Raw genomic sequence first — 22,316 nt, 5'->3', positions numbered from 1 at the left:
ATTACTTATAAGAACTAGTTTCTAAAAAGGATTTGGTGAATTCTATGGATAAAACGTCCCTCATTGGATTATTGTTAGGCATTATCGCAGTCGGCGTCGGCATGTTCATGAAAGGGGTCAGTCCTGCTGTACTCCTCAATCCGGCAGCTCTGCTCATCATCATTGCAGGAACAATTGCAACGGTTGTCACTGCTTTTCCGACAAGCGAGATTAAAAGAGTTCCAAAGCTCTTTGGAGTTATTTTCAAAGAACAGCAATCGCTCAGCATTCAGGAACTGGTTCCTATGTTTTCTGAATGGGCCCAAGTAGCAAGGCGCGAAGGATTGCTAGCCCTTGAAGCAAAAATTGCAGATGTGGAAGATCCGTTTCTGAAAAATGGACTGAGCATGGCTGTAGACGGTCAGAACGCGGAGTTTATCCGTGATGTGATGACGGAAGAAATTGATGCTATGGAAGAAAGGCATCTCGCCGGCGCGTCGATTTTTTCCCAGGCAGGCACGTACGCACCTACGCTCGGAGTGCTCGGAGCAGTTGTCGGCCTCATTGCCGCACTGTCCCATATGGATAATACAGATGAGCTTGGAAAAGCAATCGGAGCTGCGTTTGTTGCAACCTTAATGGGGATTTTTACAGGCTATGTCCTCTGGCATCCATTTGCAAATAAACTTAAGAGAAAATCAAAGCAGGAAGCAAAAGTAAAGCACGTCATGATTGAAGGGGTGCTGTCAGTGCTTGAAGGACAGGCTCCAAAAGCGATTGAGCAAAAACTCGCAACCTACCTTCCAGCTCACGAAAGGGACGGGCTGCTCGCTGAGGGAGAGAAGCTCGATGGCTAGAAAGAAAAAAAAGAAGCACGAAGAAGAGCATGTCGATGAATCCTGGCTGCTGCCATATGCAGACCTGCTGACCCTCCTCCTTGCCCTATTCATTGTCCTGTTTGCCATGAGCTCCGTTGATGCACAGAAATTCCAGATGCTTGCCCGAGCATTCAACAGCACATTTACAGGCGGAACAGGCGTCCTTGAATATCCAAGCCCGGTGCCGGACGGGGATATGGAACAGCTTGATGATAAAAAAGAAGAAAAAGCAGATCAGGAAGAAGCCCAGAAAGAACTGGAACAGCAAAAGCTTAAAAAAATTCAGGAAAAAGTAAATGCCTACATTAAAACGAATAATCTCGAGAGCCAGCTCAAAACCACCCTTACAGATGAAGGTCTGCTGATTACGATTCTGAACGATATCTTTTTTGATTCAGGCGAATCAGCCATCAGAGACAAAGATGAGAAACTGGCAAAAGAAATTTCAAATCTGCTCGTCATGAATCCTCCGAGAAATATTATCGTGAGCGGCCATACCGACAATGTTCCAATCTCAAATGCCGACTATGATTCTAACTGGCATTTGAGCGTAATGAGAGCCGTTAATTTTATGAAGCTCTTGCTCGAAAATGGAAAGCTTGACCCGAGAGCCTTTTCAGCCAAAGGATTTGGTGAATATAACCCCGTTGCCGACAATGCAACAGAAGCCGGCCAGCAAAAAAACCGACGTGTTGAAATTCTCATTCTTCCAATTGAACAAAACCAGTAAGAAGCGCCTGCTTGCAGGCGTTTTTTGTTTCACGTTTTGGGCAAAAGAAAAAACACTTTCATCCAGAAAGTGTTTCACTCATGACTGTCCCGGGCATGATATCCGACTTTTTTCATAAGGTCGATGACAGTCTGCTTTTCCTCTTCCGATAAAATGCCGACAATCTCATTCAATCTTTCCTGATGAGCAGGAAAAATGCGTTCAATCAGCTGTTTTCCGTTTTCGGTGATTTGAGCAAACGTCACACGGCGGTCTTTTTCGCACGCTTTTCTAGTCAGCAGCTGTTTTTGTTCAAGCTTATCGACTACATAGGTGATGCTGCCGCTTGCAAGGAGAATTTTCCCGCCAATTTGCTGAAGGGGCTGTTCGCCTTTGTGATACAGCAGCTCCAGTACGGCAAATTCCGTCGGATTCAGCCCAAAGCTTGTAATCTGTTTATTTACTTGATCGTTAATGGCACGGTGAGCACGTGACAGCACGATAAAAAGCTTTAGTGACTGTTCAATATCTGTTTGTGTATTTTCCACTTTTCATCAATCCTTCGATAACTAAATATCTTGAATTCTAACTATTAATAATACAGACTTTGTTTTCTGCTGTCAAGAAGAGCAAAGTGCACTGTGTTTAGAATGGGAAAATTAATAGAATAGCTTCATTCATAAACGGCTGCAATATTCATCTCTTCCCTTTTCTTTCCATCATACATAAAAAGTCCTATTTCTTCAAGAGATGGTTTCAAGGCTGGCACAACGCTTTTCCCGATTCTACCTTCCTAGTAGAAAACATGTAAATGGTATATAATTGAAAGTATGCCTAATCGGCAATATCAAACTGGGGCGATTACCTTGCTGAAAGATTCTGCACACTACAGAAAAGCTGCCGTCTATTTTATTATCGTGCTTATCCCCTCTCTTTTGATCAACACAGGCATTTACCTGTATCAAAAGGATAAAATCATGGATGAACACAGGGAAGAGGCAGCGTTTTTAATTACCATTCATAAAAATCAAATTGATAATCTAATACAGGATACAAAAGCGAGGCTTGAGACGATGTCCCTCGTTCTTGAAGAAGAATCGGACACAGCAAAAATCCAGCGCATTCTGAATGAAGCGCACAGCCAGGAACCCCGCTTCTCGGGCCTTTACTATGTGAAAAAGAATGGAGATATAACAGCCGGCACATCAAAACGGATGAAATCTGTCAACATATCAAACCGCGCTTTTTTCCAAAGTGCTCTGGCAACAAAACAGTCGAAAGTTTCGGATGCTTATTTTGGAAACATAACAGGTGATTATATCGTTTCAATCGGAACTCCGGTAATGGATGATGAAGGGGAAGTCAGAAGTCTGCTTGTGGCAGCGGTTAAAGTCGATTATCTCCAGAACATTATGAACGTGATCAGTCCAAGACTTACGATAAGTGTCCTAAATGGCAGCGATCACACAATTTTCACTGCCGGCCGCTCAGAGCCAACCGGCAGCATCGAACCTGTACGCGTTTATTTAGATCAGATTCCCTGGAAACTTGAAGGCTTTCCTGAAACCGTCATCACCGCTGATCATACGAAAGACATTGCCGTCTACATGCTGATTGTATTCGGTCTGATGAACATCATTTACATTCTCATTCAGAATTACTTACTGAAGAGGCGCGCGCTTCTGGAGCAAAGCCAGATTGATGCACAGAAAGTCGAGCTTGTCGGAACACTCGCTGCAAGCACCGCACATGAGATCCGAAATCCTCTGACCGGAATAAAAGGGTTTATCCAGCTGCTTCAGGAAAAATATAAAGATTCAGAGGATCAATATTACTTTTCTGTCATTGACATCGAAATTCAGCGCATCAATGAAATTGTAAGTGAATTTTTAGTCCTTGGAAAACCAACAGCCCATCACCATGCTGTATACGATCTGAATGCGATCATCCTGGAATTATCTCCGCTCCTTGGATCAGAAGCCAATTTATACAACACAGAACTGGATTTAAAGCTGAATAAAGAACCGCTTCACATTTTCTGTACAAAAGATCACATAAAGCAAGTCCTTCTGAATCTTGTAAAAAACGCTCTGGAGGCGATAGATAAGCAGGAAGGAAAGGTGACAATAGAGGTCAGAAAGCTGGATGGCAATGCGGTGATTAATGTAACTGATACAGGCAAAGGCATTCCGCATGAAGTTCAGTCCAAACTGTTCCACCCTTTCTTTACGATGAAAGATACAGGAACAGGGCTTGGTCTTGTCGTATGCAAACGCATCGTCACCCTGTACAAAGGCACGATTTCGATTAAGAGTGAATCAAACAAGGGCACTGAAGTAACAATCATACTCCCTCTGACAGAGCCTAAAGCCTGAGGCATTTTTATAAACCTAAAGAAAGAGTGACAGACAATCCTGTCACTCTCATTTGTATTTGCCTATGTATCCTGTCAGCTTGTAATGATTTCCTCAATCCTCTGCAGGGTGCTGTAGCCTAAAGCTACATCCGATGCTTTTGCATTTTCAGCGATCTGATCGGGATGAGATGCACCGACAAGGGTGCTGGCGACGTTATGCTGGCGAAGGGTCCATGCAAGGGCAAGCTGGGCAAGTGTGATGTCATTCTCTTTTGCAAGCTGATCGAGCAGCTCTACTTTGCGGTTAACCATATCATTTAAAATTTGCTTCATCCATGAATTGACGTTTTCCCCTGAAGCACGGCTGCCTTTGGGGATCAGCCCCTCTTTATACTTTCCTGTCAGGATGCCCTGAGCAAGCGGTGACCAGACAACCTGTGAAACACCTGCATTTTCGCACATAGGAATGATTTCTTCTTCAATATCCCGGTGAAACATATTATATTGAGGCTGATTGACGACGATCCTGTCAAGAAGATAGCGGTCTGATACACTGAGCGCTTCCTGGATTTGCGCAGCCGTCCACTCGCTGACACCTGCATAGAGAACTTTACCCTGGCGGATCAAGTCGTCTATTGCCCTCAGCGTTTCATCAAGAGGTGTTTCCTGGTCATAGCGGTGGCAATAAAAAATATCAACATACTCAAGGTCCATTCTCTTTAGACTCGCATGAACCTGTTCCATAATATGCTTTCTTGAAAGTCCTCTGTCGTTCGGCCCGTCTCCCATCGGCCAAAACGCTTTTGTCGTAAGTACATAAGAATCGCGCGGAAATGATTTAAGCGCCCTTGACATGACGATTTCTGCTTTCCCGCGTTCATATACGTTGGCACTGTCAAAAAAATTGATGCCCGCTTCATAGGCCTTGTGGATAATTTCGGATGCTGCCCGCTCATCTACTGTTTTCCCAAATGTAAGCCAGCTTCCAAGACTGATTTCACTAACTTTTAATCCCGATCTCCCAAGCCTCCGGTACTGCATCTCCATTCCCCCTGTTGTGCATGATCAATATCGTTATCTTTAACTTATCAGAAATTTCAAATATCGTAAAGAGAGAGAATCGCCGTCCTTGCGACACAATTTGACACCGCCCCTCCCGAAATCAATAAACTCACCTTCATTTTTCTCTGCTTCATCATCAAACAGGTGCAAAGTCTATCTTTTCACTGCCAAAATCAGCTATAATATGGCTAACATAGATCCGTTTAAAAAAGGAGCCGTAACATGACAGAAGTTTTACTCGGCAGCACACTGTCTGCCCTTGCTACAGGACTCGGGGCTCTTCCTATCCTGTTCCTGCAAAATACGATTACACACAGGTGGAGAGATATTCTGCTTGCTTTTACCGCGGGCATCATGATGGCCGCAACCATGATGAGCCTGCTTCCTGAAGCGCTGAATCAGGGAGGGTTTCTTGAAGTCTTTGCCGGACTCTTTCTAGGAGTTTTAGTGCTGACGACGCTTGAAAAAAAAATCCCCCATATAGACCTTGAGCACTCAAGATACGGCATGCAATTCGACGAAAAGGCGTTCCTGATTATCGCTGCGATCACGATGCATAATCTGCCGGAAGGACTTTCTGTAGGTGTAAGCTATGCATCAGAGCAGTCAGAGACAGGAAATTTAATTGCTTTCGCCATTGGTCTGCAGAACGCTCCGGAAGGATTTCTTGTTGCCTTGTTCCTGTTTAATCAGAACATCGGCAAATTTAAAGCCCTGATCATAGCAACGATGACAGGCGCTGTTGAAATCATAACTTCTCTTCTGGGATTTTATTTGACGTCATTCGCAGACAATCTCGTTCCGTACGGCCTGTCCTTTGCAGCCGGAGCCATGCTGTTCATTATTTATAAAGAACTGATTCCTGAAAGCCATGGGGACGGAAATGAACGAAATGCAACCTACTCCTTCATTTTAGGAATATTGTTTATGATTCTCCTCATAGAGACTTTCGGCTAAATAAAGCGTAAAAAAAAAACGGCTGAGCTGCGGGCTCTGCCGTTTTTGATTTTATATAGTAAGTCCTTCCCGATCTGTCCATTTTTTCATAGAATGAATAAACCGCATAAAAGGGGGGGTTGTCCGGTTTTCCTCTTCAAAAACAATCTGCTGGTATTGGTTTAACAGCATGTCCAGTTCCTGGCTGCACTTCACGGCCTCGCTGCTCGTATATCCTCCGGCCCTTGCAGAGTCCATCATTTCTTTCCTTTTTGAATCGATGCTCTCAAGCAGCTGGGTCTTATCTGATACAGTTGACATTTTCTTCCCTCCGCCTCATCCAAAAATATCTGTAATGGGAATAAATATTCAAGTAAATTATTACAGATACTTCTAAACTTGTAAATAGATTAGCAAAATCCGACAGCTTTTTTACAGGACTTTTTGACAATTCTGTTAACACACCTGGATGAACCGGCTCATTTGCTTTTCTTTTCCCATATTCCCCCACTTTTAAACCTTTATTTCCAATTTTTTTAAAAATAAAAAGAACCGGAATTACCGGTTCTGCAGTTATTTCATCAGTACTTTCTCACTTTTGTTTACATCATCCACTGCGGTCACTCTGAAATCTTTTTCTTCGAGTTTTTTGATGATTTTATGAAGCTTTTTTTCTGAAATATCATGGGACAGATTTACGATGATCCGTCTTAAATATGTATCTCCATTATCCAGTGTGAGCAGCCCTTCGATATTTACATCTTTGATGGCAGAGACGAGCTCCTTGATGGCACCCTTGTGTTCTTTAGTGCCGACAGTCAGGATATAACCTCCTGTTTTCATGCCGAATGAATCTTCAAGAACATCCATGATGTTTCCATGTGTAATGATTCCGGAAAATTCATCTTTTTCATTCAGGACAGCCAAAAATGGAAGCCTTCTGATTGTCAGAAACGTTTTAAAAAACGAATCCTCCTCGTAAACAAATGCATCCTTATCTGCAATCAAAGATTCAATTGAATCCTCATCCTTGCCCTGCTTTTCTACATAATAATCGAGCAGATCAACTTTATAGATCAAACCTGCGAAAACTGTTCCGTTGTCTTTCAGAACAGGAATGCTGCGGTAGCCTGATTCTTTCAGTAATTCGTAAGCTTCTTTTACAGTGCTCTCCGCCTTGCAGTACCTGACATCTTCTTTTTTAACAAAATTGTAGCGAATTTTCATGCTGACAATCCTCCCCTCTCTATATTGTTGAAAATTTACCATAGAACAGGACAAGAGTAAAGAAAATTCGTATTATTTCGTCTAATAGCCAGAACAAAAGCGGAAGCGCCAAGCCCCTCTCCGATAGGCAGATAAGATTTCCGCGGAAAAGTCCGGGTCGTTCTGACAGAGGATTTAGGCGCTTACCCTTGCCGATGATAACTTTGTTATGTTATCCACAACCTTTTACTCTTTATAATTTTCCTAAACACAAGAAACCCCCTTTCTGAAAGTGAAGGGGGTTTAAGACCGTTTAAGCCTGCTGCTGTTCTTTTTCGTAGATAGGTACCCATCCTTCTGTCGTTACAAAAATGCGGACTGCTACTACTTTGCGGTCTTCCTGCAGTGTAAAGTAGTGGCGGATGTTCGGAGGAACAGAGATCAGGTCGCCTGGATCCAGTTCAACATCAAAAAATGAGCCGTCTTTTGCCTGGATAATAAAAATACCGTGGCCGCTGACAATAAAGCGGACTTCGTCATCTGTGTGATGGTGCTCCTGCTGGAAATTTTGAAGAAGCTGTTCAAGATTCGGCGTGCTTTCAGACAAAGAAATAACGTCCTGCGCCTTGTAGCCGCGGCGTTCCGAGATATCCGCAATTTCATTTGTGAACACCTGAAGAATTTCTTCTTTTTGTTCATCAGAAAGACTGAAGTTTTCTCTCAATGCCTCAGGCAGCTTCTCTATATCCCATTGCTCATAAATAACCTCCTGCGCATTAAGAAAAGCTGAAACTTCCTTTTGATCTGTTAATCTTTCATTCGTTTCTTGAAGTCGGATCGTCGCCATCCTTCATTCCTCCTGTATGTTAAATTTATCGCACAAGCGATTTTGCCTGTTTAAGAGCAAGTAATTTCACTTGATAAGAAAATAAAAATTCGCACGCTTCCAGCACTTTTTTGGCTTCAAAAGCGTTTTTTCCCCATACCGTAATGCCGTGGTTCCGGATGAGAACGGCACCAGAGCTGCCTTTTGCATACTGACCAAAATCAGCAGCAAGAGCAGGAATATCCGCAGGGTTTTCGATGATTGGAATATGCCATTCCGCATCCTCTTCCCACAGCCCGAAAGCTTTAATAATCTCCTGCCCTTTGAAAGTGATTCCGCCTTCATCGCCATATATTTCAGAAATCACATTATTGTCTACGGTGTGGACATGGAGGCTGCAGCCGGCACTGGTCCGCTTATAGATTTCAACGTGCAGAAGGGTTTCCGCTGAAGGCCTTTGAGCTGTGTCTTCAAGGGGTGTTCCAGCACCGTCCACAAGCAGAAAATCTTCATCTGTTTCAAGTCTCTTATCTTTTCCGCTTGATGTGACCAGAAATGAAAGAGGGTCGGAATGTACTTTTATCGCAAGATTTCCGCTTGTACCCGGGAACCAGTCCCGTTCCGCCAGTTCCCTTTTCACAGCTGCAAGCTCACTCCAGCGCTGTTTATATAAGCTCATACTGCTGCCTCCTGCCTTGTCTTCAGCCCTTCAATTACGTCATAAAAGCTTGAAAAAGCCTGATGGCGCAGCTTTAGTGCATCGCATTTTTCAAGAAGATAATCCCGGGCAAATACAAAATCTGCAAGCTTGGCCGCTTCAAGATCTGTCACCGAATCTCCGATCACAATGACCTCCTGATCAGAGGCAGCAAGCTTCCTGATGATGCTCGGCTTACAGCATCCGCAGTCATTTGTGCACCTGTCATCACATGAGTTCGGCCAGAGGATTTGAACATATTCCCCGCTGAAATCTGATTCATTACAGTAGACACGGTCATGCTCTACAAGACCGTTTAACAGCGGATAGACAAAAAAATCAATGCCTCCGCTCACAACGTACAGCGGTATTTCATTGTCTTTTGCAAATTGAACAAAGTCACTGAATCCGTCCCGGATTTGTGCGGTAAACAGCAAATGCTGAATCATATCCCCCTTGAGATGTGACGGGATCAGCTCAAACATCCTGCCGACTCCTTCACGGACTGAGATGCGCTGGCTTAAAACGTCATCTTTCAGAGAGTTCCACTCAGAAGGTGCAAATTGTTTCATGAGCGCGATAATATTGTCATTGTTTGTTATCGTGCCGTCAAAATCGCAGATAATAACCGGTTTGCTCATCGGTTCACCTCCACCTGACCCCATAGATCCAGTGCAAGCTGAAGGTCGCGTTCACTTTTAGCTTTTTCAGATAATGAGATGCCTTCAAGCACAGCATCGATTGCAGAGCGGAAAGCTCTTCCGCCCGCCTGCGCACCGTCTGGATGCCCGTGTACGCCTCCGCCGGCATTAATGACGCTGTCGATGCCAAAATCCTGGATCAAAACAGGCACAAGACCCGGATGAATTCCTGCTGATGGAACCGGAAACGTTTCTTTTAACCCAGTGCTCTCTTTGCACGCTGCACCGATAGACAGTGCGGCATCCCTTTCAAGTGCCACACTGCCGTATGGCGACGGGAAGAGGGAAAAGTCAGCTCCGCACTGGCGAAGCAATTTTCCAAGCAGCAGAGAATGTGAAATCCCATAAAGGGCGGAAGAAGACAAAGCACCGCTTACAGCAGGGTGCGCCATGATCGGGACATGAATCTCCCTGTCTTCTGCAAGCTCCTGCAAAACGTCAAGACCATAAGCGAAAACATTAAAAAGAATGGCGTCCGCCCCAAGCTCTGAAGCGCGTCTTGCCTTCTCTTTGAGACTGAATGTCTTTCCGGTTAAGTTAACAGCGTACATCGCTTTGTGGCCGGTCTCCTCATACACCCTGCCGAGCAATTCTTTTCCTGCTGTGATTCTTTGTTCAAACGGCGTAAGCGGATTGTCAAACAGGATTTCGTCATCCTTTACAAGATCAACGCCGCCAAGCACCTGATTTCTTAGCTGTTCTTTTAAAAACGATAAATCACGTCCGATGACTCCTTTGAAAATGCTCATGAGAAGAGGCCGGTTATAGACTCCGAGTTTTTCCCTGATGCCGCTTATGCCGAATGCAGGTCCCTGAAAAGAAGAAAGAAGATCTCCTGTAAACTCCAAATCAAGCAGTTTCACTTCCCCGTCAAGAGATAGCTTTCCGAAAACCGTCGTCAGGACCGCAGGCAGGTCATGAGAATAGTTCACGCCGGGATAGAATATTTTCACAATACCTTTTTTCACTTTTTTTCCGAGAAACTCGGAAATGCGTTCTTCAGCATCTGTTTCTTCAACGGAAACAACTTGACCCTTATGCTGTTTCAGCTGCTGCTGTGTAAGCTCCGGAAGGTCCGTCCATGAGCCGACCGTAAGGCTGGTGGCAATTCCTTCTGCTTTTTTTTGGATGCTGTACTGATCATAGATGAGATAGGTTGCTGTAACGCCGCTCATGATTGTACCTGCCTTTCGCATTTAAATAAAAAAGGTCCCCTCCGCTGACGGAAGAGACCTTATCTGAAATGGGTAAGATCCTTATCTGCCAGCAATAGCTGCAAGATTTAGCACCGTGCTTAAACACTGTTTAAGTCGGTTGCCGGGCTTCATCGGGCCAGTCCCTCCACCTGCTCTTGATAAGAATTGTATATGTTCTGAATAACCTGAAATTAATTTGGATTATGACAGCTTTTCCCTCAGCTGTCAACCGGCAATGAAAAGAGATTTAAAGATTTTATTCTATCTGCGGCTTCTCTTAATCTCTCTTCAGAGGTTAAGAGTCCGGCACGGACATATCCCTCACCAAACGTCCCGAATCCAATGCCCGGCGCCACGCATACATGAGCGTGTTCCAGCAGATAGTCAGCGAAGGATTCCGATGTGAATCCCTCGGGTACAGGCAGCCATGCAAAGAATGATCCAGGCGGGGCCTCCACTTTCCAGCCGATGCGGTTCAGCGCGTTTATAAACGCCGCACGTCTGCTTTCATAGCGTGCGACAAGCTCGCTGACACAGTCCTGCGGGGCAAGAAGAGCAACAGCCGCAGCTTCCTGTATTCCGCTGAATACACTGACAAACATGTGATCCTGCAAAAGATTAATCGACTCTATGACACTTTTATTGCCTACTGCAAAACCGATCCTCCACCCTGCCATGTTATACGTCTTAGAAAGCGTATAAATTTCGATTCCAGTCTCTTTTGCTCCATCTGATTCTAGAAAGCTGATTGGCTTTCTGCCGTCAAAACCGATGCCTCCATAAGCAAAATCATGGACGACGCATATATCATTTTCTTCTGCAAACGCAACCGTTTCATCGAAAAAGCTCCTGCTGGCCACTGCCCCTGTAGGGTTGTTCGGATAGTTTAAAAACATGAGCTTTGCATCCGCCTTCGCTTTTTCTGAGAGCTTAGAGTAGTCAGGCAAAAACTCATTTTCCTTCAAAAGAGGCATATATTCCATACGGGCCCTCGCAAGCTCCACTCCTGACCAATAATCCGGATAGCCCGGATCGGGAACTAGAACTGTCTCACCGGGATTAAGGAGACACTGCGGAATTTCCACAAGACCTGCCTTTCCCCCAAAAAGAATGGCCACTTCTGTGTCAGGATCCAGTGTGACGCTATATTCCCTTTGATAAAATTCTGCTATCGCCGTTTTTAAAAAGCGCTGTCCTCTAAACGGTGAATATTTGTGATAGTCCGGTTTGCCTGCCGCTTCCTGCAGAGCTTTTACAATATGAGGCGGCGTCGGCTGATCGGGATTCCCCTGGCCAAGATTAATGACATCATGCCCGGCCTCAATACTCGCATTTACTTTTGCAACGAGACTTGCAAAAAATTGTTTCGGAAGATTATTCAATAGCGTTGATTGCTCAAACTTTTTCATCTTTGCACCTTCTTGTGAAAATTCTTGAAATTCTAGTCAAAAATCATATATTGTTATAGTCAGCTTGTAAAGGAAAATATTTTTTAGCGGAGATGACGTATATGAAACTTAAAATCGCCTGCCTGCAGACAGACATTGCATTCGGAAAACCGGAAGAAAACATTGCAGCAGCGGAAAAAAAGATAAAATCCATCATGCTCAGCGACAATCCTGATGTTATTGTCCTGCCGGAATTATGGACGACCGGATATGACCTGACACGTCTTGATGTGCTGGCAGATGAAGAAGGAAAACGCACCCTTTCCCTGATGAGCGGCCTTTCAAAAAACTGCTCGGTTAATATCATAGCAGGGTCTGTAGCTAAAAGAACAGAAGCAGGAGTAACAAACACCATGTATGTGTTTAACACCCAGGGTGAACTCCTGCACGAATACAGCAAACTGCACCTTTTCAAACTGATGGATGAACACTTGTATCTTAACGGCGGCACAGAAAAAGGACTTTTTAAGCTTGAAGGAATTCAAAGTGCCGGAGTCATTTGCTATGACATCCGTTTTCCTGAATGGATCCGCGCTCATACGGTTAATGGAGCTGAAATCCTGTTCGTTGTTGCGGAGTGGCCGCTTCCGAGACTTAATCACTGGAAAACCATGCTGCTCAGCCGCGCAATTGAAAATCAGTGCTACGTTGTTGCTTGCAACCGGGCGGGCAGCGATCCTGCAAACGTCTTTGCCGGCCATTCTATGATCATTGATCCATGGGGAGAAATTCTTGCTGAAGCAGGAACAGAGGAAGCCGTCCTTACAGCAGAAATCGACCTGGAAAAGGTAAAAGAAATCCGTAAACAAATTCCCGTTTTTGAAGACAGACTTCCGCATTTTTATTTGTAACTTTCTAAAAAAAGCATTGACATATTTCTTTTAAACCTGTTAACATTCAGAACAAGTGATTAATTGTGAATTATTCGAAAACAAAACCTAATAGAATCTCTTATCAAGAGCAGGCGGAGGGATTTGGCCCTATGATGCCCAGCAACCGACCGTAAAACCATTGCGAAATGGGGCGCAGCTTTTTGCGCCGGAAGACATCTTCCACAAGGCACGGTGCTAATTCCAGCAGAAAGACATCTTTCTGGCAGATAAGAGGTGCGAAGCCTGCGCCTTCAAGCCTCTTTCCCTGTGAAAGAGGCTTTTTTACATGTGCACAGCCTCTTTCTCAGACGACATGTTCCTGCTGCTGGCAGTAAAAGTCCATATGAAACCGGAGGAAAAACCCATGTCAAACTATCAATCATATCAACCATTAACAGAAAGCGCTGCCGTCACTCTTGCCCTCAGGCTTGGATTATTTGAGGAAAAAAGTGTGCTTTCATGCACGGAAATAGGAGACGGCAACTTAAATCTCGTTTTCCGCATAACCGACCAATCAAATAAAGGTCTGATCATTAAACAGGCTCTTCCATATGCAAAGGTTATTGGCGAGAGCTGGCCGCTTACGCTTGACCGCGCAAGAATTGAAAGCAGCGCCATGCTCAAGCAGGCTGATACGGCAGGAGAATACGTGCCGAAGATCTATTACTCAGATGAAACACTTGCCATAACAGCCATGGAGGACCTATCCCATCTTCAGATTGCACGCGCTGGGTTGATCGAAGGCAAAGACTTCCCTCTTCTCGGGCGCCACATTGGTGAATTTCTTGGAAAAACCCTTTTCTACAGCTCGGATTTCGCTTTAAATCCGCAGACAAAAAAGCAGCTGGTAAAGCAGTTTTCAAACCCTGAGCTCTGCAAAATAACGGAAGATTTCGTTTTTACAGATCCCTTTTTTGATGTGGAATCAAACAGTTTTGAAGATGAACTGAGACCTGCAGCAGAAGCCATTTGGAACGACACGGAACTAAAGCTTGAAGTTGCCAAGCTGAAGCATAAATTTTTAACAGAAGCCGAGACCCTTGTTCACGGAGATCTTCATACAGGAAGTATTTTTGCAGATGATGAAACAACAAAAGTCATTGATCCCGAATTTGCTTATTATGGACCAATTGGTTTTGACTACGGGCATTTCACGGCAAATTTATTGATGAATGCCATTTCGCGTGAGGAAGCAAAACAGCAGGTCCTCCTGGATCATATTGAAACGGCCTGGACTGTATTTGCCGGGGAGTTTTCTAAAGCATGGGAGAAAGACGGCCTTGAGGTTTACACAGAAGTCGACGGCTATCTTTCCTTCATCCTGGAAAAAACGTTTGAAGATGCGGTTGGCTTTGCCGGTGTGGAAATTATCAGAAGGACAATCGGGCTTGCGCACGTTGCAGACCTTGATTTGGTAGAGCCGCATGACAGAAAGATTGAAGCGAAAATCCGCGCGCTTGAACTTGGAAAAAAACTCGTTAAGAACCGCGGCAGCATCAAAACACCTGCACAAATTGCAGACTATTTCAAACAAGTACCTGTCAGATAAGGAGCATTCATCATGACATATCAGCAATCCATCATACCCCGTTCTGTCGAATGGAAAGAATTCTATATCCGCCTTCTTGATCAGCAGAAACTGCCTGCTGTGAGTGAATACCTGCACCTCGAAACGATTGAGGAGGTCTGGGATGCCATCAAAACCCTTAAAGTGCGCGGAGCCCCTGCAATCGGCATTGCAGCTGCTTTCGGGCTCGCGCTCGCGGCAAAAAAATATGAAACAGATGATATTTCGGAATTTCAAAAATGGCTTTCCCGCGACCATGATTATCTTGCCAGTTCAAGACCGACTGCCGTCAACCTTTTCTGGGCTCTCAGCCGCTTGAAAAACAGTGTGCAGCATGCCCGGTCCACAGAAGAAGCAAAAACAGTTCTGCTGCATGAAGCGATTCAAATTCAAGTTGAAGATGAAGAAACGTGCAGGAAAATCGGCGAACATGCCCTGCCTCTTTTTAGTGCAGGTGACGCTGTTATGACCATATGCAATGCAGGCTCTATTGCGACAGCAAGATACGGAACGGCCCTATCGCCTTTTTATCTCGCAAAAGAAAGAGGAATCCCATTGAGTGTATACGCCTGTGAAACACGTCCCGTACTGCAGGGATCAAGACTGACAACATGGGAGCTAATGCAGGCAGGCGTTGATGTAACGCTCATAACAGACAGTATGGCTGCCCATACGATCCGCACAAAACAGATTTCAGCCATCATTGTCGGAGCTGACCGGATTGCTGCAAATGGAGATACAGCCAATAAAATCGGCACATACGGCCTTGCCCTTCTTGCACATGCTTTCCAGATTCCGTTTTATGTAGCTGCGCCTCTTTCGACGTTTGATCCTGAGACAGGGAGCGGGGATGACATCCCAATAGAAGAACGTGATGCGGAAGAAATCACTCATATAGCGGGCTGCCGTGTTGCACCTGAAGGAGTGCATGTCTTTAATCCGGCATTTGATGTAACGCCTCACGAATTGATCACAGGCATTATTACAGAGGAAGGTGTTTTATCCGGAGACTACCTGCTGGAAATAGAAAGCCTCTTTCAAAAAGTCAAAAAGTAGAGCCATCCGGCTCTACTTGATTTGTTTTGCGAAGTGGATGATGGGCTTTCCTTTGTACACTCCCTCTTTAAAAGCAGAATACCCCATCTTCATCCAAAACTTCCTGCCCCGCTCATTTTCTGTCAGGACTCCAAGCCTCATTTCGGTAAACCCGTCTTGCTGAAGCAGCTTTTCTGCTGTCTCATATACTGCAGCGGCATATCCTTTTCCTTGGCAGGAACGGTGAAGAATAAACAAGCCGATCCATGGTTTTTTATCACTCGGATTAAGCGGGCAATATTCAAAAATGCCTGCAGGAACATCGCCGTCCATGATTAAAAATCGTTTGGCACTGACTGCTTTTCCTTCCTCCCTGTCTTCTGCTATGTCCTGCTTGTTAAGCATTTCCCTGTCTTCAGAAATCAAATTATAAGCAGGATTCGAGTTCATGATACAGAGTTCTGCATCAAGAAGATGTTCATTTTGCACCGGTACAAACGTCAGCATACAAACCCCCCCTATTCAATTTTTGCCCACAGCTCTTTGGGGTTCAGTTCATAGATGCTGTTCTCGCGGTACATCATATGATTCACTATCAATTCCCGCCTGATCGTCGCAAAATCTTCGTGATATTTTTTAATGATGTCATTGATTTCTTTTTCCGGATATTTTCTTCCCGGCTCAAACTCTTTAGCTAAGTGATATAAAACAATAAGCCTTCTTTTTCGCTGCGGCGGAATGGTTTTTAATTTTCCATCCTTTGTTAAATAATTCCCCAGAATTTTCGCATGTTCACCCGTTTTTTCCTGATTCATCTCAAGCTCCCCTTTTCCAGTGACAATTTCCATCATCCCAAGCGAAAGCTGCTGCAGCAGCTTTTCGTTCACCTGAAAATAGACGGTGTTTTTTACCCGTTTTTCAGTGACAAGGCCAATCTCTCTAAGTTTCGTTAAATGATGTGTGATGGTAGGCGGCGTCAGGCCCAGTATTCCGGCAAGCGCCTGCCCGTTTTTAGGGCTTTTCGCCAAAAGAGCCAGTATCCGGATGCGCGTAGCATCTCCCATTACTTTGTGAAATGTGACAAGTTTGCCGAGCTGTATGATTGTTCCCCTCCATCTAATTCGATTGCTATCTAATTAGATGATAATCAAATTAGATAATTCTGTCAATCAGGTTTTTGAAAATCTTGCGGCCTTGCCGGGGAGGAGGGTAAGTGCACTTAAACGATGTTTACAACAAGAACTACCATTCACAGCAAGTCGAAAGTGTTCTTAAACGATGTTTGCAACAAGAACTACCATTCACTTCGATACAAAAGTGTTCTTAAACGATGTTTGCAACAAGAACTCGCATTCACAGCAAGACGAAAGTGCTCTTAAACGATGTTTGCAACAAGAACTCCGATTCACAGCAAGACGAAAGTGCTCTTAAACGATGTTTGCAACAAGAACTACCATTCACAGCAAGACCAAAGTGTTCTTAAACGATGTTTGCAACAAGAATTCCGATTCACATCAATACGAAAGTGCTCTTAAACGATGTTTGCACCACCAATTGTGAGTGGCACCGGCGCGCAAGTGTTCTTAACCAACTTTTTCAACAAGAACTACATTTAGCCCGGACCCATAAGTGCTCTTAAACGATGCCTACAGCACAACCGCAAATAAAAAAATCCCAAGCATTCAGCTTGGGACCATGTCATCATAATTTTGTCCGGATATCCCACAGTTCGGGGAAAAAACGGTGATCGAGTACTTTTTTTAAGTAGGTGACACCTGAAGAGCCGCCTGTTCCTTTTTTAAATCCAATGATTCGTTCGACTGTTTTCATGTGGCGGAAACGCCATTGCTGAAGCCAGTCCTCAATATCAATCAATTTCTCAGCAAGCTCATATAAATCCCAGTAGGTACCGGGGTTCCGGTATACTTCCAGCCATGCTTCCTCTACGGATGCATCACCTTTATAGGTCAGTGAATGATCCCTGTTCAGAATCTCATCTTTAATTGGAAGCCCTGCTTTAGCAAGTGCCTGAATGGATACATCGTAAATGCTTGGGCTTTTAAGGGCTCTTGACAGCTCGCTGTGCAGCTCTTGATCTTTTTTGTAAATTTCCAGAACATGCGTGGTTTTATAGCCGAGGGCAAATTCAATCAGTCTGTACTGATGGGACTGAAATCCTGAAGCCTGACCGAGCTTGTCCCGGAACTGCACATATTCAGAAGGCGTTAATGTAGAAAGCACGTCCCATGCTGCAATAATCTGTGACTGGATTTTTGACACGCGGGCAAGCATTTTGAATGCCATTGACAGATTTCCCTCTTCGATTGCCTGTATGCTCGCCTGAAGCTCATGCAGGATGAGCTTCATCCATAGTTCGCTGACTTGATGGATAATAATAAACAGCATTTCATCATGATGGCCTGACAGGCGGTTTTGACTGTCAAGCAGATGTCCTAGACTCAAGTATTCCCCGTACGTCATCCGGCTGCTGAAATCGGTATGTATCCCTTTTTCGTCTTTTGGATCTTTCATGACTCTCCCCCGCTCCATTTCTCCTCATGCAAAAGGAGTTCAGCGCTTGAACTCCATTTCCCTTTATCTGTTCTTATCAGTTAAAATCAGCTTTTTCTGTTCTTCTGTCAGCACATGCATGGCAGTCAGGAGACTCGTATAAAATGCAAGTTTATTCGGCCTTTTCCACATTTCAAGCCCGCCCTTCCAATTTGCCCTTGAGCAACTTTTTTACCCTTACCAAATGATATGTCGCGAAGGCTAAAAAGTGACAAGCAAACCTACATTTTATACGGTATTTTTTCCAGGTCCAGCAGCACTTGCTTTAAATGGACATTCGCTCCAGCATACCCCGTCATACGACCGTTTGCTCCAATTACCCGGTGACACGGCACAATGATGGGAAGATTATTTTTTCTGTTGGCCTGGCCGACTGCGCGGACAGCTTTTGGGTTGCCGGTCTTTAGAGCGATGGCCTGATACGTGCAGGATGTGCCATACGGAATTTCAGTGAGCGCCTGCCACACCTTTTCCTGAAATGCTGTTCCCTTTTGCTTCAGCGGCAGACTGAAATCTTTTCTTGCGCCTGCAAAATATTCATTGAGCTGCTTCTCTGCTTCATTGAGCAGAGCGTCTTCACTGCTTTCCTGCACTTGATTTTTTTCCATATATTCATGTAAGTGTTCTTCTTTTAAAAAAAGATTCGTTATATACGTTCCGTCTGATGCTATGCGGAGAATCCCCATTGGCGTGCTGACTGATTTATATGCGTTCATGATGTCTTCCTTTCAGCATGATGTCTGATGAAGCGGCAGGCTGATATGAAAAGCTGTGCCTTTTCCGACTTCGCTCTCAACCTCCACTTTTCCGCAGTGCTCTTCGATAATTTTATAGCTCACCATAAGGCCGAGTCCTGTGCCCCTGTCTTTTGTTGTATAAAAAGGTTCCCCGAGGCGTTTGATTTTGTCTTCAGGAATGCCTGACCCTTCGTCAATAATTGAAATATGAAGTTCATCTTCGTTTTTCAGGGAAATATTGACCTGGATAGTACCGCCTGACGGCATAACCTCAATCGCATTTTTTAAAATATTGATAAAGACTTGCTTGAGCTGATTCGGCTCACAGTATACATGGGGCACACAGCCATTATGAAAAAGCTCAATCTGCACATTGACCAATATAGCCTGCGCGTTTAAAAGATCAATTGTTTCCTTCATGATGGTCACGACATCTTTTTCCTGATAAGAAATGGCCTGCGGCTTTGCGAGTATGAGAAATTCTGTAATGATGGATTCAATCCGGCTCAGTTCTGATGTAATCACGTTAAAATACATGGAAAAGTCTTCTTGTACATTCGCTTCGAGCAGCTGGATAAAACCTTTTAATGCTGTCATCGGATTTCGGATTTCGTGCGCAATGCCTGCTGCAAGCTCTCCGACAACGCTGAGCGTGTCGGATTTGCGGAGCCGTTCTTCAAGCTCCTTCTTCTCCGTAACGTCTCTGAAAATAGCCAGGTTCATGTTTTCGATAATATGCCGTTTTAATGAAAATTCGAGGATTTTTTCTTTGTCGTTCTGCAGTTTAAATGGAATTTCCTCTGTCATTTCGTCCATAAGATACATGGCGCTGCCTTCCATTTTATCATAGGAAATCAGCTCATGCAGATTGTACTTATGGATGTCCTCAAGAGGAATCTCAAGGATTTTTCCAGCTGCCTGATTGGCGTCAATAATCGTGTAATTGTCATCAATCAGTACAATGCCGTCCATCGCCCCGTTGAAAATTTTTCTGAATTTCTGTTCGCTTTCCCTTAATTCTTTTTCCATCTGCTTCCGGTCGCTTACGTTCCGGAGAATGGTCAGATGGTGCCCGTCTGTTACGTCCATTTTAGATGTGAATTCCAGCTGTTTGCACTGGCCGTTCGGCATATAAAACAAGAGCTCCTCGCGAATAGCTCCTGATTTTACATATTTCTTTTTGACTGTCCTGAATTTGGATTCACTGGCATCCATAAAATCAAAGATGCTGCTGCTGATCAGATTTTCCATTGAAAGCTCAAACGTTCTGCAGGCTGACTGATTGGCGCTGATGATCCGCCCGTCATTGTTCCAGATAATGATGGCATCTATGGCATTTTCAAATATTTCCCTGAAACGTTCCTCGCTTTTGAACAGTTTCATTTCCATATTCCTTTTTTCCGTAATGTCTCTCATAATGGCCATGTTGAATCCGCTGAGCACATTGGAGGTGGATGTAAATTCAAATACTTTTCTGCGCCCTGATAAAAGCGTCACGGGCATTTCCCCTTTTGCTCTGCCTCCTTCATTCAAAATAGACCATAGTTTATCGAGTTTAAACTGGTTCTCGTGCTCAACAAAATCCTCAAGCTTAAATGAGCCAAGACTGTTTTTATCTATTTCAAAATTCAGACAAAACGAGCCGTTCGCATCTATAAACTGGCCGCTCCCGTCAAAAATGACGATGCCGTCAACCGCCCTGTGAAACAGATCTTTAAAGAGCTGTTCATTGATTGTCCGTTCCCGCTCAAGCATTTTATTGGAGGAAATATCCCTCATAAGAGCAAGATGCCGGGTTCCGAGCGCATTTTTCTTAATGGAAAGTTCAATAAATTTCACCTGGCCATTGTCTAGCTTGATAATCAGTTCATCTTCTATTTGATCCCTGTCACGAAGCTCGTCCACTTGATTCAGCAGCTGCTGATGGGGAACAAGCGAAAGAAAATCACACATCTTTCTCTTGCCCATTTCAAGCTTATCCAGCTGAAAAAGGTGACAGGCAGATTTGTTGCAATCTATAAAATGAAACGATTCATCAAGAATAATGATCGCTTCCATCGCACTTTCAATAATCAATTCCTGCTGACGGCTCTTTTCTGCAAGCCGCTTATTTTCTTCTTTTAATATCGTGATCTGCTCCTGCAATGACGTCACTTCACATTCATTCATTACTTTGCTCATGCATCATTCCGCTCCTTGCCGACGGGCAAATTTTCATCTCCCCTGTAATTCTACAGAATGCTGAATAGTCCTTCACCGTTTTACCGGATTTGACAATTTTATTGCTAAGGACCTATGCAAAAGGGAGCAATCGTGAATAAGTGCAAAAATTCATTCTTTTTACACGCACCTAACAACTTCTTTACAATCCCTTTAAAAACGGCTATATTGCTATTTGACTGTTTTAAACTCTTTTAAGAAAGGGTAAAAAGGGTAGTAATATCCCTTATGGGAAAACTAACTGCAGGAGCCTTTAATGACTTCTGTGAAAATGGGTGATACTGTGAAAAATCGTGAAAGCTATTTCGATAATGCGAAATTCATTTTGATCATTCTTGTTGTGTTTGGTCATGTTATTCGCTCATTTATTGATGATAACGAATTTATGCTGAATGTCTATAAATTTGTGTACACCTTTCATATGCCTGCCTTCATTTTAATATCAGGCTTCTTTGCAAAAGGGTACAATAAAAAAGGCTATGTACAAAAAATCTTTAAAAAACTGATTATCCCGTATTTGATTTTCCAGGGAATTTACTCAGTTTATTACTTCCTTGTTGAATCCGAAAGCGCTCTTGCCGTCAATCCGCTCGACCCGCACTGGTCACTTTGGTTCCTGATGAGCTTGTTTTTCTGGAATCTCTTCTTGTTTGCCTATACGAAGCTTGATAAAAGAACGGCCATTCTTGTTGCCATCGCACTTGGCGTAGGGATTGGCTATGTGGATTCGGCAAGCAATTACTTGAGTGTGTCTAGGACATTTGTCTTCTTCCCGCTGTTTTTAGTCGGGTTCTATCTGGATAAATCACACTTCAAGCGACTGACCGGAGTAAAAGTGCGCCTTGCGTCAACCGCTATGCTGATGGCCGTTTTCGCCGCCTATTTTTTTCTTGATTTTGACTACGAATGGCTGTTTGGTTCGAAACCCTACTCTCAGTTTGGCGGAGTCGGCATTGAAGACGGCCTGATCCGTCTCGGATTTTACACACTGACATTTGTCCTGACATTCAGTTTTCTTTCCCTGATTCCTAAAAGCCGCTTTTTCTTTACACATTGGGGAACACGGACATTTTACGTTTACCTGCTGCACGGATTCATTGTCAGATCCTTGAGAAACAGCGAGGCTCTCGAATGGCTTAAAGATTATCAAAGCGTCACCCTGATTGTTCTTCTGTCCATTCTTCTGACATTCATCTTGTCTACAAATGCTGTTAAAACTGTTACACAGCCGATTATTGAGCTGAAAGCAACAAATCTGCGCAAATTCTTCAAAAACAGAGAAGAAAAGGTGCAGTACCGCTAAGAATAGAACCCGCTGCT

At 44.0% G+C, this 22,316-nt stretch carries 22 protein-coding genes and 2 riboswitches; of the genes, 8 read left to right on the top strand and 14 right to left on the bottom strand.

Annotated features, from left to right (window positions below):
- Nucleotides 1–44: 44 nt before the first annotated feature.
- Both motA and motB read left to right on the top strand, forming a co-directional pair.
- Nucleotides 45–836: a flagellar motor stator protein MotA gene (gene motA, locus ACTSEZ_RS03060; protein ID WP_369732751.1), complete on the top strand. Its 792-nt coding sequence runs from the start codon at nt 45–47 to the stop codon at nt 834–836.
- Nucleotides 829–1,587 (top strand): flagellar motor protein MotB, encoded by a 759-nt coding sequence (gene motB / locus ACTSEZ_RS03055; RefSeq protein ID WP_369732750.1) that lies wholly within the window; start codon nt 829–831, stop codon nt 1,585–1,587. Before motA ends, motB begins: the two co-directional genes overlap by 8 nt.
- A gap of 74 nt (nt 1,588–1,661) precedes the next feature.
- Here the strand turns inward: motB and ACTSEZ_RS03050 are convergent, their stop codons facing one another.
- Nucleotides 1,662–2,114 (bottom strand): MarR family winged helix-turn-helix transcriptional regulator, encoded by a 453-nt coding sequence (locus tag ACTSEZ_RS03050; RefSeq protein WP_369732749.1) that lies wholly within the window; start codon nt 2,112–2,114, stop codon nt 1,662–1,664.
- Nucleotides 2,115–2,432: 318 nt separating this feature from the next.
- Here ACTSEZ_RS03050 and ACTSEZ_RS03045 point away from each other — a divergent pair, with 318 nt between their 5' ends.
- On the top strand, nt 2,433–3,941 hold the full coding sequence (locus tag ACTSEZ_RS03045; RefSeq protein WP_369732748.1) for an ATP-binding protein: 1,509 nt from the start codon (nt 2,433–2,435) through the stop codon (nt 3,939–3,941).
- Nucleotides 3,942–4,015: 74 nt separating this feature from the next.
- On the opposite strand, the gene ACTSEZ_RS03040 is transcribed toward ACTSEZ_RS03045, so the two are convergent.
- The gene (locus ACTSEZ_RS03040; RefSeq protein ID WP_369732747.1) at nt 4,016–4,963 is read right to left on the bottom strand and encodes an aldo/keto reductase family protein; all 948 of its coding nucleotides are present in this window, start codon (nt 4,961–4,963) and stop codon (nt 4,016–4,018) included.
- Between the two features lie 243 nt (nt 4,964–5,206).
- Here ACTSEZ_RS03040 and ACTSEZ_RS03035 point away from each other — a divergent pair, with 243 nt between their 5' ends.
- Nucleotides 5,207–5,941: a ZIP family metal transporter gene (locus ACTSEZ_RS03035; RefSeq protein WP_369732746.1), complete on the top strand. Its 735-nt coding sequence runs from the start codon at nt 5,207–5,209 to the stop codon at nt 5,939–5,941.
- 51 nt (nt 5,942–5,992) lie between these two features.
- Here the strand turns inward: ACTSEZ_RS03035 and ACTSEZ_RS03030 are convergent, their stop codons facing one another.
- The 7 genes from ACTSEZ_RS03030 to ACTSEZ_RS03000 all read right to left on the bottom strand — a co-directional run bounded on the left by ACTSEZ_RS03030 (nt 5,993) and on the right by ACTSEZ_RS03000 (nt 11,955).
- Entirely contained in the window at nt 5,993–6,241 is a 249-nt protein-coding gene (locus tag ACTSEZ_RS03030; RefSeq protein ID WP_369732745.1) for an aspartyl-phosphate phosphatase Spo0E family protein, read from the bottom strand.
- Nucleotides 6,242–6,493: 252 nt separating this feature from the next.
- The gene (gene cbpA, locus ACTSEZ_RS03025; RefSeq protein ID WP_369732744.1) at nt 6,494–7,147 is read right to left on the bottom strand and encodes a cyclic di-AMP binding protein CbpA; all 654 of its coding nucleotides are present in this window, start codon (nt 7,145–7,147) and stop codon (nt 6,494–6,496) included.
- A gap of 292 nt (nt 7,148–7,439) precedes the next feature.
- Nucleotides 7,440–7,973, bottom strand: coding sequence for an acireductone dioxygenase (gene mtnD, locus ACTSEZ_RS03020; protein ID WP_369732743.1), 534 nt, complete (start codon nt 7,971–7,973; stop codon nt 7,440–7,442).
- Between the two features lie 25 nt (nt 7,974–7,998).
- Nucleotides 7,999–8,631 carry a methylthioribulose 1-phosphate dehydratase gene (locus ACTSEZ_RS03015; RefSeq protein ID WP_369732742.1) on the bottom strand — a complete coding sequence of 211 codons (633 nt, stop codon included), beginning with the start codon at nt 8,629–8,631 and terminating at the stop codon, nt 7,999–8,001.
- Nucleotides 8,628–9,290 carry a 2-hydroxy-3-keto-5-methylthiopentenyl-1-phosphate phosphatase gene (locus ACTSEZ_RS03010; protein ID WP_369732741.1) on the bottom strand — a complete coding sequence of 221 codons (663 nt, stop codon included), beginning with the start codon at nt 9,288–9,290 and terminating at the stop codon, nt 8,628–8,630. Before ACTSEZ_RS03010 ends, ACTSEZ_RS03015 begins: the two co-directional genes overlap by 4 nt.
- On the bottom strand, nt 9,287–10,525 hold the full coding sequence (mtnW, locus tag ACTSEZ_RS03005) for a 2,3-diketo-5-methylthiopentyl-1-phosphate enolase (protein ID WP_369732740.1): 1,239 nt from the start codon (nt 10,523–10,525) through the stop codon (nt 9,287–9,289). Before mtnW ends, ACTSEZ_RS03010 begins: the two co-directional genes overlap by 4 nt.
- 78 nt (nt 10,526–10,603) lie before the next feature.
- A riboswitch (SAM riboswitch) is annotated at nt 10,604–10,711 on the bottom strand.
- Between the two features lie 53 nt (nt 10,712–10,764).
- Complete coding sequence (locus tag ACTSEZ_RS03000; protein WP_369732739.1) at nt 10,765–11,955, bottom strand: pyridoxal phosphate-dependent aminotransferase; 1,191 nt, start codon at nt 11,953–11,955, stop codon at nt 10,765–10,767.
- A 101-nt stretch (nt 11,956–12,056) separates the two neighbouring features.
- Here ACTSEZ_RS03000 and ACTSEZ_RS02995 point away from each other — a divergent pair, with 101 nt between their 5' ends.
- From ACTSEZ_RS02995 to mtnA, 3 genes are all read left to right on the top strand, one after another.
- Complete coding sequence (locus ACTSEZ_RS02995; protein ID WP_369732738.1) at nt 12,057–12,845, top strand: carbon-nitrogen family hydrolase; 789 nt, start codon at nt 12,057–12,059, stop codon at nt 12,843–12,845.
- A 97-nt stretch (nt 12,846–12,942) separates the two neighbouring features.
- Nucleotides 12,943–13,100: riboswitch (SAM riboswitch) on the top strand.
- Between the two features lie 130 nt (nt 13,101–13,230).
- The gene (gene mtnK, locus ACTSEZ_RS02990) at nt 13,231–14,415 is read left to right on the top strand and encodes an S-methyl-5-thioribose kinase (RefSeq protein ID WP_369732736.1); all 1,185 of its coding nucleotides are present in this window, start codon (nt 13,231–13,233) and stop codon (nt 14,413–14,415) included.
- Between the two features lie 12 nt (nt 14,416–14,427).
- Nucleotides 14,428–15,489: an S-methyl-5-thioribose-1-phosphate isomerase gene (gene mtnA, locus ACTSEZ_RS02985; RefSeq protein WP_369732734.1), complete on the top strand. Its 1,062-nt coding sequence runs from the start codon at nt 14,428–14,430 to the stop codon at nt 15,487–15,489.
- 12 nt (nt 15,490–15,501) lie between these two features.
- On the opposite strand, the gene ACTSEZ_RS02980 is transcribed toward mtnA, so the two are convergent.
- The 5 genes from ACTSEZ_RS02980 to ACTSEZ_RS02960 all read right to left on the bottom strand — a co-directional run bounded on the left by ACTSEZ_RS02980 (nt 15,502) and on the right by ACTSEZ_RS02960 (nt 20,957).
- Nucleotides 15,502–15,975: a GNAT family N-acetyltransferase gene (locus ACTSEZ_RS02980; protein WP_369732732.1), complete on the bottom strand. Its 474-nt coding sequence runs from the start codon at nt 15,973–15,975 to the stop codon at nt 15,502–15,504.
- Between the two features lie 11 nt (nt 15,976–15,986).
- Nucleotides 15,987–16,568 (bottom strand): DUF2087 domain-containing protein, encoded by a 582-nt coding sequence (locus ACTSEZ_RS02975; protein WP_369733070.1) that lies wholly within the window; start codon nt 16,566–16,568, stop codon nt 15,987–15,989.
- Between the two features lie 601 nt (nt 16,569–17,169).
- Nucleotides 17,170–18,000, bottom strand: a complete 831-nt coding sequence (kynA, locus tag ACTSEZ_RS02970; protein WP_369732731.1) for a tryptophan 2,3-dioxygenase — start codon at nt 17,998–18,000, stop codon at nt 17,170–17,172.
- 260 nt (nt 18,001–18,260) lie between these two features.
- Nucleotides 18,261–18,755: a methylated-DNA--[protein]-cysteine S-methyltransferase gene (locus ACTSEZ_RS02965; protein WP_369732729.1), complete on the bottom strand. Its 495-nt coding sequence runs from the start codon at nt 18,753–18,755 to the stop codon at nt 18,261–18,263.
- 12 nt (nt 18,756–18,767) lie between these two features.
- A complete protein-coding gene (locus ACTSEZ_RS02960; protein WP_369732728.1) occupies nt 18,768–20,957 on the bottom strand; it encodes a PAS domain-containing sensor histidine kinase in 2,190 nt (729 codons plus the stop codon).
- 295 nt (nt 20,958–21,252) lie between these two features.
- Here ACTSEZ_RS02960 and ACTSEZ_RS02955 point away from each other — a divergent pair, with 295 nt between their 5' ends.
- Nucleotides 21,253–22,299, top strand: a complete 1,047-nt coding sequence (locus tag ACTSEZ_RS02955; RefSeq protein WP_369732726.1) for an acyltransferase family protein — start codon at nt 21,253–21,255, stop codon at nt 22,297–22,299.
- The last annotated feature ends 17 nt before the right edge of the window (nt 22,300–22,316 follow it).

Origin of the sequence: Metabacillus mesotrionivorans (genome assembly GCF_052171315.1) — a bacterium.
Classification (GTDB): domain Bacteria; phylum Bacillota; class Bacilli; order Bacillales; family Bacillaceae; genus Bacillus_P.
The sequence above is the reverse complement of the archived record's forward strand: the minus strand, read 5'-3'. Positions and strand labels throughout refer to the sequence as shown.